14 protein-coding genes are annotated in these 19444 nt (G+C 70.1%); 2 read left to right on the top strand and 12 right to left on the bottom strand.

Annotation, left to right across the window (positions count from 1 at the left end; all coding sequences use genetic code 11):
* Positions 1-14: 14 nt before the first annotated feature.
* From PZB77_RS29460 to PZB77_RS29415, 10 genes are all read right to left on the bottom strand, one after another.
* Positions 15-1079, bottom strand: coding sequence for an ABC transporter permease (locus tag PZB77_RS29460; RefSeq protein WP_275495670.1), 1065 nt, complete (start codon positions 1077-1079; stop codon positions 15-17).
* Positions 1076-2050, bottom strand: coding sequence for an ABC transporter permease (locus PZB77_RS29455; protein WP_275495669.1), 975 nt, complete (start codon positions 2048-2050; stop codon positions 1076-1078). Before PZB77_RS29455 ends, PZB77_RS29460 begins: the two co-directional genes overlap by 4 nt.
* On the bottom strand, positions 2047-3702 hold the full coding sequence (locus tag PZB77_RS29450; RefSeq protein WP_275495668.1) for a sugar ABC transporter ATP-binding protein: 1656 nt from the start codon (positions 3700-3702) through the stop codon (positions 2047-2049). Before PZB77_RS29450 ends, PZB77_RS29455 begins: the two co-directional genes overlap by 4 nt.
* A 158-nt stretch (positions 3703-3860) precedes the next feature.
* Positions 3861-4949: an ABC transporter substrate-binding protein gene (locus tag PZB77_RS29445; protein ID WP_275495667.1), complete on the bottom strand. Its 1089-nt coding sequence runs from the start codon at positions 4947-4949 to the stop codon at positions 3861-3863.
* A gap of 450 nt (positions 4950-5399) precedes the next feature.
* Positions 5400-8690, bottom strand: a complete 3291-nt coding sequence (locus PZB77_RS29440) for a LamG-like jellyroll fold domain-containing protein (protein WP_275495666.1) — start codon at positions 8688-8690, stop codon at positions 5400-5402.
* A 524-nt stretch (positions 8691-9214) separates the two neighbouring features.
* Positions 9215-9934: a transposase gene (locus tag PZB77_RS29435; RefSeq protein ID WP_275495665.1), complete on the bottom strand. Its 720-nt coding sequence runs from the start codon at positions 9932-9934 to the stop codon at positions 9215-9217.
* A gap of 494 nt (positions 9935-10428) precedes the next feature.
* Positions 10429-11049, bottom strand: coding sequence for a dihydrofolate reductase family protein (locus tag PZB77_RS29430; RefSeq protein WP_275495664.1), 621 nt, complete (start codon positions 11047-11049; stop codon positions 10429-10431).
* Complete coding sequence (locus PZB77_RS29425) at positions 11049-11555, bottom strand: SRPBCC family protein (RefSeq protein WP_275495663.1); 507 nt, start codon at positions 11553-11555, stop codon at positions 11049-11051. Before PZB77_RS29425 ends, PZB77_RS29430 begins: the two co-directional genes overlap by 1 nt.
* A gap of 3 nt (positions 11556-11558) precedes the next feature.
* Positions 11559-11900: a metalloregulator ArsR/SmtB family transcription factor gene (locus tag PZB77_RS29420; RefSeq protein WP_275495662.1), complete on the bottom strand. Its 342-nt coding sequence runs from the start codon at positions 11898-11900 to the stop codon at positions 11559-11561.
* Between the two features lie 122 nt (positions 11901-12022).
* On the bottom strand, positions 12023-12442 hold the full coding sequence (locus tag PZB77_RS29415; RefSeq protein ID WP_275495661.1) for a hypothetical protein: 420 nt from the start codon (positions 12440-12442) through the stop codon (positions 12023-12025).
* Between the two features lie 1236 nt (positions 12443-13678).
* On the opposite strand from PZB77_RS29415, the gene PZB77_RS29410 reads away from it, so the two are divergent.
* Entirely contained in the window at positions 13679-14671 is a 993-nt protein-coding gene (locus PZB77_RS29410) for a polysaccharide deacetylase family protein (RefSeq protein ID WP_275495660.1), read from the top strand.
* A 202-nt stretch (positions 14672-14873) separates the two neighbouring features.
* On the opposite strand, the gene PZB77_RS29405 is transcribed toward PZB77_RS29410, so the two are convergent.
* The gene (locus PZB77_RS29405) at positions 14874-17444 is read right to left on the bottom strand and encodes a discoidin domain-containing protein (protein ID WP_275495659.1); all 2571 of its coding nucleotides are present in this window, start codon (positions 17442-17444) and stop codon (positions 14874-14876) included.
* A gap of 1429 nt (positions 17445-18873) precedes the next feature.
* On the opposite strand from PZB77_RS29405, the gene PZB77_RS31305 reads away from it, so the two are divergent.
* Entirely contained in the window at positions 18874-19101 is a 228-nt protein-coding gene (locus tag PZB77_RS31305) for a hypothetical protein (RefSeq protein ID WP_343299889.1), read from the top strand.
* Positions 19102-19242: 141 nt separating this feature from the next.
* Here PZB77_RS31305 and PZB77_RS29395 read toward each other — a convergent pair whose 3' ends face one another.
* Positions 19243-19410 (bottom strand): hydrophobic protein, encoded by a 168-nt coding sequence (locus tag PZB77_RS29395; protein WP_275495658.1) that lies wholly within the window; start codon positions 19408-19410, stop codon positions 19243-19245.
* Positions 19411-19444: the final 34 nt, after the last annotated feature.

The following is a 19444-nucleotide window of genomic DNA, read 5'->3' as shown; positions in this document are numbered from 1 at the left end:
GGACACGGCTCCGCTCACGTTGTTCTGCGGTTGCGCGCCAGATAGCGCTGCGCCACCACGACAACGATAAGGAAGCCGCCGCTGACCACCGACTGGTAGGAGGAGTTGAGGGTGCCGATCTGGTTGATCAGGTTCTGGATGACGGCGAGCAGCAGCACGCCCCAGAGGGTGCCGCTGATCGATCCGGCGCCCCCGACGAGGAGGGTTCCGCCGATCACGACGGCGGAGATCGCGTCGAGTTCCATGCCCACGCCCACGATGGTGACGCCGGAGGTGAGCCGGGCCGCGTTCAGCGCGCCGGCGAGGCCGGCGAGCAGCCCGCTGAACGTGTAGACGAGGATCTTCGTCCGGGCGACGGGCAGACCCATCAGGGTCGCGGCGTCGCTGCTTCCGCCGACGGCGAAGATCGACTGTCCGAACGAGGTGCGCTGGAGGACGAGTCCGCCGATGCCGAAGAGGACGAGGGCGATCAGCAACGGGTAGCCGAAGCCCCAGACGTCGCCCTGTCCCAGACCGGCGAAGGCCGAGTCCTTCGGTACGAGGTAGGTGGTGCCGCCCTCGTCGGTCAGGGCGAGCAGCAGGCCGCGGGCGCCGAGCAGGGTGGCCAGGGTGACGATGAAGGGGGCCATCCCGGCGCGGGCGATGAGGAATCCGTTGAGCAGGCCGATCGCGGAGCAGACCACGAGCGGTACGAGGAGCGCGGGCAGGAACCCGTACTGCGAGGCCCATGCGGCGAGTACGCCGCCGAGCGCGAAGACGGAGCCGACGGAGAGGTCGATGCCGCCGGTGATGATGACCATGGTCATACCGAGGGCGACCACGGCGAGGAAGGACGCCTGCACGGTCACGCCGCGGGCGTTGTCCAGGCTGTGGAAGGTCGGGTAGATGAAGGAGGCGACCACGATCACCGCGAGCAGGACGACGAGGACGCCCTGGCGCTGGAGGAGGTCGGCGACGCGCTGTCCGGTGGTGGGCCGCCCGGCGGTGTCCCGCGGACGGGGCGCGGGGGCCTTGACCGGAGCGGGGGCGGGGTGCGGGGCCGCGGACCGGGCCACGGGGGCGGAGGAGGTTTCGTTCATCGGGACCGGCGCTCCCGGGCGACGTAGACGGCGGCGATGATGATGGCAGCCTGGGCGATCTGGGCGGTGGAGTCGGGCAGGTCGTGCTTGACGAGGGTGGCGCGCAGGAGCTGCATCAACAGGGCCCCGGCGACGGTGCCGAGCACGCGGACGGAGCCGCCGGTGAGCGGGGTTCCTCCGACGACGACGGCGGTGATGGCGGAGAGCTCCATCAGGGTGCCGAGCGAGGACGGGTCGCTGGCGGTGAGCCGGGCCGTGGCGAGCACGCCGGCCAGTGCGGCCAGCACGCCGCAGAGCATGTAAACGCCGATGAGGACGCGCTTGACGGGCAGTCCGGCGAGTCCTGCGGCGGTGCGGTTGCCGCCGACGGCCACGATCTGGCGGCCGAAGGTGGTGCGCCGGACCAGGAAGGCGACGGCCACGGCGAGGACCGCGGCGATGAGCACGACCAGCGGGACGCCGAGGAGGGAGTCGGTGCCGAGCGCGAGCAGGTCGGGGTTGACGATCTGCTTGAGCTGGCCGTCCGCGATCACCAGGGCGAGTCCCCGGCCGCCGACGAAGAGCGCGAGGGTGGCGACGATGGGCTGGAGTCCGACGAGGGAGACCAGCGATCCGTTGACCGCGCCGACGACCGCGCCGGCCAGCAGGGCGATGCCGAGTGCCGGGACCAGTCCGTATCCGAGGTAGAGGGGCAGGAGGGCGGCCGCCAGCGCCATGGTGGAGCCGACGGACAGGTCGACGCCCTCGGTGCCGATGACCAGGGCCATGCCCAGGGCGACGATGACGATCGGGGCGACCTGGACGAGCTGCGTACGCAGGTTGTCGGTCGTCATGAAGTGGTCGGTGAAGAGTGCGTTGAAGAGCAGCAGCACGCCGACGGCCGCGTAGACGCCGTACTCCTGGTACCAGGCGGGGTCGCGCAGGCGGGCCAGTGGACTCGGTGCGGGCGGGGCAAGGGTGGCCTGGGTCATCGGGGTTCCTCCTGTGCTGCCGGGGTCTTCTCCGGCGGGGCCTGCGCGTCGGCCGGCGCCGTGTCCGGGGCGTGGTCGGCGAGTACTTCGAGCAGTCGGCTCTCGGCCACTTCGTCCCCGGCGAGTTCGCCCGCCACCGCACCGCCGCGCAGCACGACGACGCGGTCGGCGCCCTCGATGAGCTCCTCGATGTCGGAGGAGATGAGCAGGACCGCCAGACCCTCGCCGGCGAGTTCGTCGATGAGGCTCTGCACCTCCGCCTTGGCGCCGACATCGATGCCCCGAGTGGGTTCGTCGAGCAGCAGGACCTTGGGTTCCAGGCAGAGCCAGCGGGCGAGCAGCACCTTCTGCTGGTTGCCGCCGGAGAGTTCGCCGACCTTCTGTTCGGGGCTGGAGCACTTGATGCGCAACCGCTGCATGAAGATCTCGACGACCCGTTCCTGCTTGGCGCGGGAGACGACGCCGCCCCGGGAGAGCCGGGGCATCGCGGCGAGCACGATGTTCTCGCGCACCGACAGACCGGGGACGATGCCCTCGGCCTTGCGGTCCTCGGGGAGGAGGCTGATCCCGGCCTTGATGGCGGCGGCGGGGGTGAGGCGGCCGAGGCTCTTGCCGTCGACGGTGAGGGTTCCGGCGTCGACGGGCAGCGCGCCGGAGAGGGCCTTCGCCGTCTCGCTGCGGCCGGAGCCGAGGAGGCCGCCGAGTCCGAGCACCTCGCCCCCGTACAACTCCAGCGAGATGTCGTGGAGGTGATGACGGCTGGAGATACCGGAGGCGGTGAGCACCGGTGTACGGGTGGTGTCGTGGCCGCCCTCGGTGAAGTTGGTGAGGCCCGACCGCTTGACCTCCGCCATGTCCCGGCCGAGCATCATCGACACCAACTGCATCCGGTCGAGGTCCGCGAGGTCGCCGGTGTGGATGTGGCGTCCGTCGCGGAGCACGGTGACCCGGTCGCAGATCCGGTAGAGCTCGTCCATGCGGTGGCTGACGTAGAGGACGGCGATGCCGCGCTCACGGAGGTTGGCGATGACCCCGAAGAGCGTCTCGACCTCGCGCGGCTCCAGCGAGGAGGTGGGCTCGTCCATGATGACGACCTGGGCGTTGACCGAGACGGCGCGGGCGAGGGCGACCATCTGCTGGGTGCCGATGCCGAGGGTGTTCAGCGGGCGCTTGGGGTCGACGCGGACGCCGAAGCCGTCGAGCAGCTCGGCCGTCTCCCGGTGCATCCGGGCGAAGTCGATCATCCCGAAGCGGTTCTTGGGCTCGCGGCCGAGGAAGATGTTGCGCGCCACGCTCATCAGCGGGACGAGGTTCACCTCCTGGTAGATGGTGGAGATGCCGGCCTGCTGGGCCTCGAAGGGCCGCGCGAAGCGGACGGCTGCGCCGTTCATCCGGAGTTCGCCGCCGTCGGGCCGGTAGACCCCCGTGAGCACCTTGATGAGGGTGGACTTGCCGGCACCGTTCTCACCGACCAGGGCGTGCGTCTCCCCCGCCCGCAGGGCGAACGACACGTCGTCCAGGGCGACGACGCCGGGGAACCGCTTGCTGACGCCGCGGGCTTCGAGGACCGAGCCGGAGCCGGCGTCCTGGGCGGGGCCCGGACGGGAGGTCACGGGCTCGGGGGGCTGGGTTGCTGCTTCGGGTGGTGCCATGAATCCTGGCCTTCCAAGTTCCAAGGTGCCGAAAGGGCGGGTACGGGGCGAAGGCTCCCCCCTACCGGTGCGCGGCGGGGAGGAAGCCCGGCCGCCGTGGCACGGTCCGCGCCACGGCGGTCACGGGAGAGCCGTTGCCGTCCGGGGGGGACGGCGGGTCAGTACGCGCCGCCGACCGACGCCTTGGCGTTGGTCTCGTCGTACGCGCGGTCCGAGATGATGACGTTCTCGGGGATCTCCTCGCCGGCGTAGAGCTTCTGCGCGGTCTGGAAGGCCAGCGGGCCGAAGCGCGGGTTGGACTCGATCACGGCGTTGTACTCGCCGTTGACGACCGCCTGCACGGCGTTACGGGTACCGTCGACCGAGACGATCTTGACATCCTTGCCCGGCTTCTTGCCGGCCGCCTTCAGCGCGGTGACGGCGCCGAGGCCCATCTCGTCGTTCTCGGCGTAGACGGCGGTGATCCCGGGCTTCGACTGGATGAGCTGCTCCATGACCTGCTGGCCCTTGTCACGGGCGAACTCGCCGGTCTGCTGGGCCACGATCTCCATCTCCGGCGCCTCGGCGGCGAGCTGGTCCACGAACCCCTTGGTCCGGTCGGTGGTGACGTTGTTGCCCGAGGCGCCGAGCAGGATGGCGACCTTGCCCTTGCCGCCGGTCGCCTCGATCATCGCGTCGGCGGCGCGCTTGCCCTGCTCCACGAAGTCCGAGCCGAGGAAAGCCACGTAGTCCTTGCAGGCGGTGGCGTTGAGCTTGCGGTCGACGGTGAGGACCGGAACCTTCTTGGCCGCGGCGGCCTTCAGCGCGGGCTCCAGGCCGTCCGAGTTGAGCGGGGCCACGATGAGGAACTGCGCGCCCTGGGAGAGCATGTCCTGGATGTCGCTGATCTGCTTCGACAGCTGGGACTGGGCGTTGGTGGTGAGCAGCTTCTTCACGCCGACTTTGGCCGCCTCGTCCTTGATGGACTGGGTCTCGGCGATACGGAACGGGTTGGCCTCCTTCTCCGACTGCGAGAAGCCGACGATCGCGTTCTTGAGGTCGAGCCGGGGCGCACCGTAGGTCTGGAGGGAGCATCCGGAACCCGAGCTGCTCTCCGGGGTCTTGGCCTCCTGGGCGGCCTGGCCGGGGTCGGCGGAGGCGGCGGTGTCGTTGGTCTCCGACTTCGAGCAGCCGGCCGCGGCGAGCATGGCGGTGGCGGCGAGCACGCAGGCCGCGGCGAGGGTACGGGATCGGCGCTGGATCATCATGCGCGGGACGCTCCTTGGGCGGGACGACGGCACGCGGAACCACGTGCGGTCTGGTTTTTGATGAAGCATCAGCTCGTTCGTGGCTGATGCCGGTTTGCCTGTCCTCGACTCCGGCCGTGGGTACGGACAGGGGTGGGGAGGGGCGGCGCGGCCTGTCGGCGGCTCGGTTTACAACGTTATATAGGCGGCTCCGGCGCGACGGCAAGAGCGCGACGAATGCGTTTCCAAAATGTGTCGTGGGGCGAGAGACGGGGTTTTTGCCCGGCTCGCACGTGCCCGGGTACCACCGCTCGCGGGCGCGCGACAGCACCGGCGCGGCGCCCGGGCGCTCGCGCCGATGGGGTCACGACAGGTGAGCGGGAGCGGGGAGGGAAGCCGCGTGGAAGGGTCCCGGCGCGTGCCGGGAGTGGCCCGCCGGCGCCGTGGACGCGCCGGCGGGCCACCGTCGGATCAGGACTGCCGAGCGTCGTGCAGGGCGCTCACGTCAGCGGCGCCGAGCGCCTTGTCGAAGACCTCGACCTGGTCGACCGAACCGTTCCAGAAGTCGGTCGGGTTGCCGTTCCACTTGGCGCGGCCCACGGAGAGCGGACCGGTGCTCACGTCACCGGGGCCGCCGGCGGGGGCGGACGCGGCGAGCTTGCCGTCGAGGTAGATCGAGAGGGTGTCGCCCTCACGGACGCCCACCAGGTGGTACCACTTGCCCAGTTCGGGGGTGGTCACCGCGCGGGCGCGGTTGCCGCCCGGCAGGGAGAAGGCGAACGCACCCTGCCCGTACTGGAGGTAGAACGGGTTCTCGGTGCGCCGGCCGTCCTGACTGACGGCGGAGGCGTAGTTGCCGGGCAGTTCGTCCAGCGTCACCCACGCGGAGACCGAGTAGTCCTTCGTGGTGTCCACGACCGGACCCGCGGTCTGCGCGTACTGGCCGTCACCCGAGAACTTCAGCGCGGAACCCGTGACGCCCGGCGTCCACGAGGCGCCACCGGTCAGGGTGAGCGGAGCGTGGTTCGGGCCGCTGTCTGCGGCGGCGGTGCCGGTGTTCTCGTCCAGGTTCCAGGCGGCGCCGCCCTTCACCTCGTCGCGCTCGCCGGCTGCGGCGCCGGCCGCGATGACCTTCTCGTTGATCGCGCGGACCGCCGCGGCGTCGACCTTGATCTCACGACGGTCGTACGTCCACAGGCCGTTCAGCTCGTTCTCCAGGTCGGTGACCTGGGTGTAGACGGATCCGGAGAGCTCGGCACCGGCCGCTTCGAGGTAGTACTTCTCGGTGTTCTCGACGTACTTGGCGGTGAGCGCGGCCTTGTCGTCGACCCCGCTGTAGATCACCGTCGGCGCACCCGGCCACATGTGTCCAGGAGAGCGCAGGGTGAAGCCGCCGTGCTCGCCGTCCATCGCCGCCCGGGTGGCGTCGGGGAAGGCGGGGTCGTTGTTGCCGTAGTCGTGGTGGTCGATGATGTCTCCGGCGCCCGAGTCCCCCTTCGAGGCACAGCAGTTCACGCCACTGTGAGCGTTGACCACACGCGAGGGGTCGGCGGCCTCGACGGCCTCCGTGAGCTTGCCGGTGGCGGTGCGGTCCCACTCGCCCCAGCCTTCGTTGAAGACGATCCAGCCGCCGATCGAGGGGTAGTTGTGCAGCTGCTTCATCTCCTCCCGCGCCTGCGAGACGAAGGCATCCTGGCCCGCTTCGTTGTTGATACCACCGGAGACGAAGTCCTGCCAGACGAGGAGTCCGAGCTGGTCCGCGTGGTAGTACCAGCGGGGCGACTCGACCTTGATGTGCTTGCGCACGGCGTTGAAGCCGAGGTCCTTCTGCGACTTCAGGTCGAAGACGAGGGCGGCGTCGCTGGGCTGGGTGTAGAGACCGTCGGGGTAGAAGCCCTGATCGAGCTGGGCGAGGGAGAAGAACGGCTTCCCGTTGAGGGTGAGCTTCTGATAACCGCCCACCTTCTCCACCTTCAGCGACCGCATGCCGAAGTAGCTGTCCACGCTGTCCGTGGAGCGGCCGTCGACCAGGGTGACGTCGAGGTCGTAGAGGTACGGGTCGTCCGGCGACCACAGGTGCTGCTTGGCCACGGGCAGGCTGAGTTCGCTGTTGGCGGGACCGGTGACGGTGCCGACGACCTTGCCCTTCTCGTCCCGGGCGACTGCCTTGACGCGGGCGCCGGCGGAGGCGTTCTCCGCGTTGACGGTGACCGCGAGCCGGCTCCTGTCGATGTCCGGCGTGGTGGTCAGCGAGTCGACCGAGGCGGGAGCGACCGGCTCCATCCAGACGGTCTGCCAGATACCGGAGGAGGCGGTGTACTCGATGCCGCCGGGGTTGGAGGACTGCTTGCCCTTGGGCTGGTTGTCACCGGTGGTGTCGGTGACGGCGACCATGATCTCCTGCTGGCCGGTGCCCTTGAGGGCGTCCGTGATGTCCGCGTCGAAAGCGGTGTAACCACCGGTGTGTTCGGCGACCTTCGTACCATTGACGAAGACGGTGGCGTTGTAGTCGACCGCGCCGAAGTTGAGCTTCAGCCGCTTGTCCTTGCCCGACGTGCCCACGGACCAGTTCCTGGGAACCGTCACGAGCTTGCGGTAGAACATGTGGTCCTCGTGGCGCTCCAGACCGGAGAGCTGGGACTCCACCGCGAACGGCACGGTGATCTTCTCGTCCAGCTTCTTGCCGAAGACCGGCTTCTCGCCCGCGGCGGCCCCGGCGAACTCCCAGGTGCCGTTGAGGTTCTTCCACCGGTCGCGGACCTGCTGCGGCCGCGGGTACTCGGGCAGCGGGTTGGTGCGGTCGAGCTTGTCGCCCCAGACCGTGGTGAGGCGGTGGGTCGACAGGTTCTTGGCACTGCGGCTGATGTCGGGGACGGTCTCGCCACCCACGGTGAGCCCGCCCTCGGTGGCGTAGTCCACCTTGACCTTCTGGCCCTTCTGGATGGCCTCGGACAGGGTGACGATGAGCGAGTTGCCCTTGCCGGACGACTTGACCACGGACTTGATCGGCATTGGCGTGGTGTCCGCCTCGACGACGAGGTGGTCCTTCACGGCGGCGAGGTTGCCGACCTTGCCGTCGAACGTGGCCTGGAGGCGCTTGCCGTCCTCGGCCACGGTCAGGGCGACCGGGTAGACCTCGTAATCCGCGGGCGGGGTGAACGCCGACTCGGGGACGATCTGCCGGGCGAGCGCCGGGCTCGACCAGCGCAGGAACATGTTGGCGCCGCCGATGTCCTGGAACATCTCCAGCTTGAAGTCGTGCTGTTCGCCCGCGACCAGGTGCACCGGCCGGCTCTTCTGCTCGACGTCCCAGTCGCCCACCCAGTGGTCGATGACCGCGACGCCGTCGATAAAGAGCCGGAAGCCGTTGTCACCGCTGGCGGCGAAGGTGTAGTCGCCGGTCGCGGGAGCCTGGATCTGGCCGGTCCACCGCGCGGTGGTGTTCTCGGACTGGCCGGTGGCCGACTGGAAAGCGCTCGTGAGATTGGAGAAGTTGATGTCCGGGTCCAGGGCGGTGCCCCCGAGCTTGGCGAAGTCGCGCGCCCCCGGGGCGGACATGGCGTAGTACTCGCCCTTGAGTCCGTGAACCAGCGTGGCCGGGTTCTCGGATGCGAACGCCGGCGCCGTGTCACCGGACGTCGAGTGGGCGGCGGGAGTCGCGGCAGCCGCCGGGACCATGGTGATACCGAGGGGCATCGCCAGCGCCGCCGCGCAGGCGATCGTGGTCAAAGCCGCACGTCGGCGCGGTAGTTGTCGTCTCATGGCATCGTCCTCACGAAGGAGCCGAGTGCCTCGGATCGGCGAGGCACAGCACATGGTCGATCATTGAGCCACAGCCCCCCGCCCCCTCACAACGGTCGTGCACGGAAAATTTTCAACGATAGAAATTTGTGGTTCGACGGCGTACCGTTCACCTCGTGGAAACGAACCCCCGCAGCCTCGCCGCGCGGGCGAACGGGCGCGGAGGGCGGAGGATGACATTCCCTTTCCGTCGCGCCCTCGATGCGGGGCGAGTCGTTTCCCCCGGGGAACTCCCCCACAAGGAGCGATTGAGCCAATCTGTCGGCGATCTCTGGCACCGCAAGCGGCGGGTGGCACAGGGGCACTCGCCACGAGGGGACGTACGTCCGAGCCCACGGTTCACCGTGTCGCGGTCGGCCCCCCGTCCTGGTCCGCCCTCTCATGCCTCCGCCCTCGCACGGCCCCGCTCCGACCGGTCGCGCCCTGAGCGGTTGCGCCCTGCCGGTTGCGCGGCCGGCACGGACCTCGGTGGGCGGAGCCCAGCTCTACGGGCGGTTCCGACTGACGGGACGGGGGATGATTTCGGCGAGCCGGGCGATCGGGCGGCCATCCGCGCGGACCAGGACCTTGCGACCTGGGGGATCGAACGGGTCGGTACCAGTGAGCACGGTGCATGGTGAAAACTGCACGTCAGATGACCTGGTGTGCGTAGCGTCGGGAGGCTCGGGCAGGTCCGGAGCGGTAGTCCACCGACAAGATCGTCCGTCAACGGGCGAGTTCCTGGTCGTCAGCACCAGCAGGGCCCGCAGCAGCGCAGTCGCCCACCTCGGATCCGTGCGGACCTTGCCGAGGACACGCCCGTTCTTGAGAGGGGCGAAGCCGTGCTCGACAGGGGCCCGCACTGCGGCCAACGCCTTGCTGGAAGGCTCCCGACTGCGGATCAGGGGCCGTCGGCGGGCGGCCTCGTAGCCGGCGATCACCGCCGGGTCGGCGTCCGGACCGGCGTCATCGAGTCCGACGAACCCCAGGTCGGCGATCGCGCCGAGACCGGCCGCCCGCAGGTGAACGGTGAGTCCGTCCTGGCGGCAGGCGGTGATCTCCGAGGACCGTCCGGGCCGCACCGCAAAGACCCGTACCCGTCGGCCGCAGTCGTCGGTGAGAGCGATCACGAGCAGGCCGTGGCATTGGTGCTTGCCCGAATAGTTCTTCCGCTTCTCGGTTCCGGTGCGCCGGGTGCGTATCAGGGAGCCGTCCCGCAGCACCACCCCGCCACCCTTTCGGGCAATCTTCCTCAGCGCGCGGTCCCAGACGCGGGGCGCGGGCAGCCGACAGACCGACGACTTCCCGCGCCCGGCGGGTGGCGGTGGTGCGGTGCACCCCGTTCCGGCCCGCCAGATCGCCGGGCCGCCGGGCCGCCGGGCCGCCGGTCACAGCGCTGGACAGCCAGCACGATCCCCGCGATCTTTCCCGCGGACAAGGCCCGCCACAGGCCCGCCACCGCGAGCCCATCTCCCTCAGGTGGCCGCGTATCAGGTCGGCGAGACAAGTTGGTTCAGGGTGGCGCTCGACAGCGGCAGGCGGGCGGTGCGGACCAGGCCCTCAGGACCCTCGGTGAGACAGATGTTTCTCTTCCCACCAAGCTCAACCGCCTCTGAGGGCAGGCACGTTATGCGACCATTCGCAGCCGGCCGCGATGGCCTGCTGATTCAAGCGGGTGCGCCGCGGGTGCTCGACTCGCTGGGGTGGAGCGGTGGCGCGGTTACCGTGGGTGCACGGCGTAGGTCAGGTGCGTCACCCGCGACGACGGCTCCGAACGGACCGGCTCCAGAGCGACCCTGGACGCGTCCACGCCGTCGAACAGGCGGATGCCGGCGCCGAACAGCACCGGTGACAGCGCGATCGAGAACTCGTCGACCAGGCCCGCGTTCACGTACTCCAGGATCGTCGCGCCGCCGCCCGCGATGCGGACGTCGCGGTCGCCGGCGGCCTCGCGGGCCTGGTCGAGCGCGGTCTCGATGCCGTCGTTGACGAAATGGAACGTGGTGCCGCCGGGCCGCTCCCAGGGGTCACGCTTCTCGTGCGTCACGACGAACACCGGCGTGTGGAAGGGCGCCTCCTCCGGCCACATCCGCTCGCCGGCGTCGAACATGCGCTTGCCCATGACGCTCGCGCCGGTGCGCTCGAACGTATTCCGCGCGATGTCGTTGTCGCGCCCTTCCTTGCCGCCCTCACCGAGCTTCAGGTTCTCCCGGAAGAACCGCAGCGGGAAGATCCACTGCTGCAGTTCCATCCACTGCTGCCCCATCAAGTCCTCGGAGGACTCGGGCGCGATGAACCCGTCCAGCGACATCGACACGCTGAAGAACACCTTCCCGGCCATCAGCCCTCCGCTCCCTTCCCCGCGAGGTCGGTGACATAGGCAGCCAGGTTGCTCAGGGTCTGCCGACCGCCCTCGATCGCGTGGTACTTCTCGACCGCCTCGTCGCGCAGTTCCTTGGTGGGGAACACCGTGCGCATCTCGATCCGGGTCGCCGCGCCGTCGGGCTCGAACGTCAGGACCGACTCGAAGGCGTTCGGGTCGCCGCGGGACTCACCATGGAGAAACTCGATCCGCTCCGGCGCGACGATCTCGGTCCAGGAGATCCACTCGCTGTAGTCGGTCCCGTCCGGTCCGTGCATCACGAAGTCCCACTCCGCGCCGACGCGGAACTCGAACGACTGCGTGGTGGTGGTGAACCCCTCCGGCCCCCACCACCGCGACAGGTGCCGGACCTCGGTGAAAGCTTCGAACACCAGCTCCCGCGGGGCGTCGATGACCCTGGAGATCACGATCTCCCGGTCGGCCGTCGCCGGCTCCGCCCGCGATTCTTGCCTTGCCCCTGCCATCGGTCATTCCTCCTGTTGGGTCTGCTTGAGGTCCTGCACGTAGGTGTCCAGCCGGTCGAAACTCTCGTTCCAGAACCGCTCGAATCCGCCGACCCACTCATGGACCGGCCGCAGCCCGCTGGCGTCCAAGCCGTAGAGGCGCTGCTTGCCCGCCCCGCGGACCCGTACCAGCCCCACCTCCCGGAGCACCCGCAGGTGCTTGGACGCTCCCGGCTGACTCATCCCCAGCTCCCGGGCCAGGTCGGTCACCGGCCGCTCACCCGCCCGCAGCAGCGCCAGGATGTCCCGGCGCTGCGGCTCGGCGATCGCGTTGAAGACGTCCGACGTCGTCGCTGCTCGTGCCATGGGAGAAATCATATTCCGATATAGGCATGCGTCAAGCCGGTGGGGAACCGGGCGAGTCCTGTCGGATGACGATTGCAGGCTCCCCGGCCACGCCCGGGTATGGACGTGCGGTGAACCGCCCGTCAGGGCGCTTCTGCAGCCGGACGCGGTCGGCGGGCTTGGTCATCTTCGCCCGCAGCGGCTCCAGCCCGTCGCGCACCGGCGCGTCCAGGCCAGCCGCTCGCCACCGCCCTGGCCTGCACCGGACCGTCCGCCTCCCGCACGATCGCCAGAATCTTGCGGTGGTCGCACGGCAGCGCATCCCCGTCGGCCGCGTCGTTGCGGTGCGGGATCAGCAGTACCGCCCGCCCGGCCGCCTTCGCCGATACCGGAGCGACCGCCTCGGCATCGGCCTGGGCCTGCTCGGCCAAGCGATTCAACACCAGCTCCGCGAGGGCCAGCTCCTCCCACTCGACCCGCACCTCCTGCAGCCGCTCGGTCAACCGCGCGGCGGGGGCGTCCAGTTCGCTCCGGCGGGCCGTGATCCGCTGTCGCTCCCGCATCTCCGCAGCCCCAGCGGTCTCATGGCGTGCCGCCCGGCTGACGGATCGTAGGTGGGGGCCGGTCACGGTGCAGCCGAACCCCGCAGGCCGTCGGAACCGGGCCTGCCCGATGATCCACGGCACAGACATCAGCCGCCGACCGGCGCGAGTCCCCGAATCGTCACCCACACCAGACCCGTGACCTGCGATGTCACGATGCACGTCACTCAGTGGGTCGGACGGGAACGACTCGGCGCCGGTGAGTCGGGCCGGAACGGGGCCGGGGACGGCGCGGTGGCGCTCTCCGCCTGCTGCCTTGTGCGGACGCCCTCTTCCCCACCATGGAACCTGCCTGAACGACCTGCCGTTCCGCTCGTCCCACGAGGTCGCGCGTCACGGACCCGTGTGTCGGATCCTTCCGCTGCCGAACGGCTCGCGGGGCTGCAAGGGGCGCCGGTCGCCCCCGTGCGGAAGGCGGCCACCGCGGGGGACTCGGTCCCGTCGCGGATCGGAGAGCCGGGGGCGACGCCGGTCTTCGGCTCCCGTCGGGGGGGTCCGGGCGCGGGTCGACGTTGATCGCAGCACTCCGCTCGGCGTGAGCACGGCGCTCGGTGCCGTGGGAGCCACGTGGTTCAGGCCGGCGAACCCCGACTCGGTCCAGTCGAGCCGTGATCCCCCACCAAGAGGCGGGGACGACAGGTGTCGCGGTAGTGCAGGCCGCCCCTCCTGCGGGCGGGCACCGGTTCGGGGCGCGATCGGGTGGCCCCGTCCCGCGTCGGTGGAGCGGTGACGCCAGAGCGCCGACGCGGCGAGTGCCCCTTCCCGCACCCGCCCCCGCCGCCGGTGCCGACAGCGGGCGTTCGGCACCCGGCACCCGACACCACTCTTCGGGCGGCGCAACAGAGTTTCGAAACTTTCGCTCTCCCCAACCCTGGATCGCCCCCTGTAGAGAGCACCACCCCACACTCCACGCGACATTTTTCCGCCGTGCGCACGGAAAACATCACCCCAACTGGGGAAACGCTCAGGGCCGATCGCAGGAGGCCGCTCGAAGCTTTCGCCCTCACGGTCGAAACCATTGACAGCCCAGGGAGCCGCGTCAACACTGTTCGCCGTATCCAGCACCCACGCCGGTCGATCCACGCGTCTCGTCCGAACTCCGCTCAACGGGAGCGGACTTGACGCTCTTCACCGTCCCAGGAGACGGCCTTCCGGCATGGCTGGGCGCCGCAGTCGCCTTCCCCCACGGAGGAACCCATGCGAACCACCCACTCGATCGCCTCGTCTCGCGGCCTGGCCACCGGCCTCGCGGCGGTCATGACGGCGCTGACCACCGTCGCCGCCCTGGCGACCGTCGCCTCGCCGTCGTACGCCGCCACCTGTAACGGCTATGTCGGGCTGACCTTCGACGACGGCCCCTCGAACGACCACACGCCCGCCGTGCTCAACGCCCTGAAGCAGAACGGGCTCCGGGCGACCATGTTCAACGAAGGCCAGTTCGCGGCCTCCTACCCGGCCCAGGTGAAGGCGGAGGTCGACGCGGGCATGTGGGTCGGCAACCACAGCTACACCCACCCGCACCTGATCCAGCAGAGCCAGGCGCAGATGGACTCGGAGGTCTCCCGGACCCAGCAGGCCATCGCCGCGGCGGGCGGCGGGACGCCCAAGCTCTTCCGTCCCCCGTACGGTGAGACCAACGCGACGCTGCAGGCCGTCGAAGCCAAGTACGGCTTGACGCAGGTGATCTGGGACGTCGACTCGCAGGACTGGAACGGCGCCAGTACCGACGCGATCGTGCAGGCGGCCGGGCGGCTCACCAACGGCCAGATCATCCTCATGCACGAGTGGCCGGCCGCCACCCTCGCCGCGATTCCGCGCATCGCCCAGGGGCTGGCAGCCCGCGGGCTGTGCGCCGGCATGATCTCCCCGCAGACGGGGCGCGCGGTGGCGCCCGACGGGAACGGCGACGGAGGTGGCACGGGCGGCGGTTGCTCGGCGGTCCTGTCGGCGGGGCAGCAGTGGAGCGACCGCTACAACCTGAGTGTCTCGGTCACCGGGTCCAGCAACTGGACCGTCACCATGAACGTCCCGTCCCCCGAGAAGATCATCGCCACGTGGAACATCGCCGCCTCCTACCCCAGCGCGCAGGTGCTGACGGCCAAGCCCAACGGCAGCGGCAACAACTGGGGAGTGACGATCCAGACCAACGGCTCCACGGCTTGGCCCACGGTCTCCTGCAAAGCGGGCTGAGCCCGAAGGGCCGCTGACCCGCGTCCGCGGATGTCCGCCCGCCGACCGGTCCTCGCAGGCCGCCGCCATCTGACCACCGCCCGCTCCGTCCCGTCCGCCGGGTGAGCGAACGTACGCGAGGCGGGTACCGGACCGCCGTCCGGTACCCGCCTCGCCGGGTCACCGGCCCTGAGGCCGATGACCCGCACCCACTACCCGGCTGTCAGCCGGAGAAGTTGGTGACCATGGACGGAACGGTGTCCGTTCCGAACGCCGGGGCGCCCGTGTCGTTGATGACGTGGTTGTAGCGCCCGGCCCCGCCGAGCGAGACGGTCAGGATGCTGTGGAACCTCACGCCCGGCTTCACCGGGACCTGGAAGCCGCGGTCCACCTCGATGCCCGGCAGGGTGAAGGCGCAGTAACTGCCCACGCCCCAGGCCTCGTGCGCGTTGACGGCGTTGTCGACCTTGTAGCCGGCGTACCCCTTGCTGGTGCCGTCCATCCACTCGGCCTGGCTCGGGACGTCGTACGCCTTCTCGTTCTGGAAGAAGATCGTCCGTCCGCGCTCGCCGAACCACTCGACGTCGTACTTCTTGAAGTGCTCGACGAAGAGGCCGGTGGCGAGTACGTCGTCGCCGTGGACGAGCAGCCCGTTGTCGGCGGCGTTCACGTTCCAGCCGACGCCGGAGCCGTGGTCGGCCCGCCAGATCCAGGTGTGGTCGATGAGCGTGTCGTCGCTGTAGATCTCGACGGCCGTCGTGGCCTTGCCCGCGAACTGGCCACCCACCCGCACGAACACGTCCTGCATCGAGGACGGGTTGGTCGCGTGGTCCGTGTGCGTGCCCTGCTTGCCGAACTCCAGCAGGGTGGGCGAGTTGGTGGTGCCCGCGTCGATCAGGAAGCTCGCGAGCTTGACCCCGTCGACGTCGGCGACCTTCATCGCGGTGACGCCGTTGTCCGGCACGAGAGTGGCGAGGCCGAGGCCCAGGACCACCGTGTCGGCACGGTTGACCTCGATGGTGCGGTCGAGGTGGTAGACGCCCGGGGTGAAGAGCAGGTGGAGGCCCTGCGCGAGCGCCTGGTTGATGGTGGCGGCGGAGACGCCCGGCTTGGCCACGTAGAACTGGTCGAGCCCGATCGAGGTACCGGGGGTCGATCCGTTGGCCCAGCTCACGCCCCGCGCGTTGACCCGCTTGGAGGGCACGAAGACCTTGTAGGTGTTGCCGTCGAGGTAGAGGTATGGCTTCTCGCGGCTGACCGGGGTGGTGTCCAGCGTGGTGTAGCGGGGCTCCGGGAAGGAGGTCGCCGGCGCGCCCTCGGTCCCCGAGAAGACCATGTTCCAGACGGAGTTGGTCCAGCCGCCGATGGAGCTGTCACGGGTGTACCACTGCTGCTGCGAGTACGGGCCGACCGTGCCGTCGATCTTGGAGTCGGCGATGTACCCGCCGCTCGCCCAGCCGTAGCCGGAGGGAGCGAGGTTGAGCCCGCCCTTGACGTGCATCCGGCGGAACGGAGCGGCCTGGGCGACCGCCCAGCGGTTGGTGCCGTCGTACGGGGCGATGGAGAGGTTCTCCGTGGAGCGCCAGAAGTTCTGCGTCGCGTTGCCGTTGAACCAGCCGGCGTCGACGCTGACTCCCTTGACAGTCACGTCGTCGGGGTTCTTCCCGAGGCCGTGCACCGAGGTGTAGAAGCCGGTGTTGACGTTGACGTCGTAGCTGCCGGGCTTGAAGACCAGCGCGTAGCGGCCCTCGCCGAACTGCGCGGACTCCTGCTGCTTGTAGATCGTGTCGATCTGCTGCTGGACGGTGGCGGCCGGCATCGAGGGGTCGAAGACCTTGACGTTGGGGCCGAGGTCACCGCCGCCCTGCACGGGCGGAGTGGAGCCGTCCTTCACGTGGACGGCCGCTTCCCAGAGGGAGTAGCCGTACCCGGTGCCCCGGGCCGTACCCGCGATGCGGAGGTAGCGGCCCGAACCCTGGACCTGGTACGAGGCGTTTCCGCCGGTGGCGCCGGTCACCTTCTTCAGCTCGGTGAAGGTGGTGCCGTCCGTGGACGCCCGGATGGTGAAGTCCTTGCCGTAGGCCGCCTCCCACGCGAGGTCCACCTGACAGATGTCCTTGACCGCACCGAGGTCCACCTGGATCCACTGGGTGTCGGTCGCCTGACTCGCCCAGCGGGTCGCGCCGTTGCCGTCGAAGGCGGCGGAGGCCGGGGTGCCGGCGTTCTCCACGGAGGAGGCGGTCGCCGTACGGTTCAGCGCGGCGTTGGCCGTGCCGCACTGGCCGGTACCGGTGCCCGGGTCGACGGTCCCCCCAGCGGAGCCGAAGACCTGGAACTCCCAGAGCGAGTAGCCGTACGCGGTCGCCCGCACGGTGCCCTGCACCCGTACGTAGCGGCCGGTGCCGCTGACGTCGAGGGTGTCGGTGCCGCCGTCCCCGTCCGTCACCGTGCGCAGGTCGCTCCAGTTGGAACCGTCCGCGGAGACCTGGACGCGGTATCCCTTCGCGTAGGCGGCCTCCCAGTTGAGCACCACCTTGCTGACGTTGGACGAGGAGCCGAGGTCGACCTGTATCCACTGGTTGTCGGACGCGGCGCTGGACCAGCGGGTGCCGGTGTCGCCGTCGACCGCCTTCGCGGCCGTGGTGCCGCCGTTCTCCTCCGAGGATGCCGTCACGGTACGGCCCTGCGACAGCAGGACCGGCGCGTCCGCACCGAACGCCGGAGCTCCCAGGACGGGGATGGCGAGGACGCCTGCCACCACTGCCGCCGCGGCTCGGCCGGATCTGAATCTCATACGTCGCTGCTCCTTCTCGGAACGCACACCGCGGCCCGCCGAACGGCGGACCACCCTGTGAGAGAGCGCTCTCCCACCCAACCGCACACCCCGCCCGTCGGAATGCGTGAAGGTCCGTCAGAAACTGTTCCCAGAAACGGAACTCGGAGAGAGCGCTCTCCCGGCGCATACCGTAGGAGGAGGGTCCGGGGCCGTCAAGAGATGCAGCAGAGATCGGTCGACGACTTCGGGGAGGTGGGCGGACCGGGCCGCCCACCACCGGCCGCCACCAGGTCGAACCCCGTCGGGGGGCATCGGTCGGCCGCGCGGGCGGCGTGCGGGAAGTGGAAGCTTCACCGGCGCGCACCGCGCCCTTCCGTTCATCCTCGCAACCGTGCGGCACCGAGGCCGGTGTCCTTCGGGGCCGGCGTCCTTCGGGGTCGGTATCCTTCGAGGCCGCTGTCCTTCACGGCCGGCGTCCTTCGAGGCCGGCGTCTTCCAGGTCGATGCGATGGACCGACCTGGGTTGACGAGCGTGGCGATCCCGACGCCCTCTCGCGCTCCCCGTTTTCGTCGCACCGGGCGGAGTACCACCCCTGCGGCCAGTCCATGGCGGGGTCGTTTTCGTTCTCGGCTGTCGTCGCGCGCCCGTCCGCGGCGAAACGGGTATCCACCGGGGCGGACACCCTCCCACCGACACAGCCCAAGCCGGGGAGCCCATGCGGTCGGAGCACTGGCCTGACTGGATACTCACGATTCCGGACGCCTTCGCCCGCGCCACCGTCGGACGCGAGGGCGCCGCCGGAGCGGCCTGGATCAGCACACTCCCCTCGCTCGTCGAGGAGTTGCTCGACCGCTGGAGCTGCTCCCCGGACGGGACGATCACGCACGGCGGCGTCGGAGTCGTCCTCCCGGTACGGGGGTGCGCCGAGGGAGCCGCCATGGTCAAGGTGTCCTTCCCGCACCCGGGCAAGTTCCACGAGCCGGACGGCCTCGCGGCGTGGGGCGACCGCGGCGCCGTGCTGCTCCACCGACGGGACGACGCACGCTTCGCGATGCTCCTCGAACGTGTGGGGACGTCGAACCTCGCCGAGTCCGGGGACGACGACACGGTCGCGGCCGTCGCCGCGGAGATCAGCCGCCGGCTCGCCGTCCCCGCCCAGGCCGGTCCGCCCCGGCTGCGGGAGCGGGCTGACGACGGGGAGGAGGAGTTGCGCTCCGACACCGAACGGCTCCCCCACACGCTGCCCGGCCGGGTCACCGGCCACGCCGGGCCACCGTCCGGGAACTCGGCCCGGAGCAGCCGGACACGGTCGTCCACCGCGACCTGCACGGCAGGAACGTCCCTGCGGGCCGAGAGGGAACCGTGGCCGGCCGTCGGCCCGAAGGGGCACCCGGGCGATCCCGCCTACGACGGGGGACCCTCCTCACGTCACGCGCCCGCTCGTTCATGGAGTCGGACGACCCGAGCCGGGCCGTGGAGCGCGTCCTGGACATCTACACGGAGGCGGCGGGATTCGATCGTGAGCGTGTCCGGCGGTGGGCCCAGTGGCACGCGGTCACCGCCACCTTCCACGGAATCCGGCACGGTTACCGCGTCGCCCCGAGCGGGCCGGACCGCGAGCGCGTCACCGCGTTCGCGGCACGCCCGGCCGAGCTGCTCACACCGGCCGCGTGAGCGGCGGAACACGTCCGGGGCGAGGATGCGGTCCGGTTGTGCACCGGAACGCGGGCGGCCCCGGTGACGTCATGTCACCGGGGCCGCCCGCAAGCCGGCAGTGGGTCAGAAATCCGTCCCGCCGAAAAGGGCGGGGCGAATTCACCAGCGGTACCAGCGTCCCTTCCGGCCACTGGATGCCGGGCGGATGACAAAGCCCAGCAGCCACACCACCAGCACGATCACGGCGATCCACCACAACGCCTTCAGCGCGAATCCGGCGCCGAAGAGAATGAGAGCGAGAAGCAGGACGAGAAGAAGCGGGACCATGATTATCAACCTCCGACCACTCATGTGCCCGGAC

This window comes from Streptomyces sp. AM 2-1-1, from assembly GCF_029167645.1.
GTDB lineage: Bacteria > Actinomycetota > Actinomycetes > Streptomycetales > Streptomycetaceae > Streptomyces.
The sequence above is the reverse complement of the archived record's forward strand: the minus strand, read 5'-3'. Positions and strand labels throughout refer to the sequence as shown.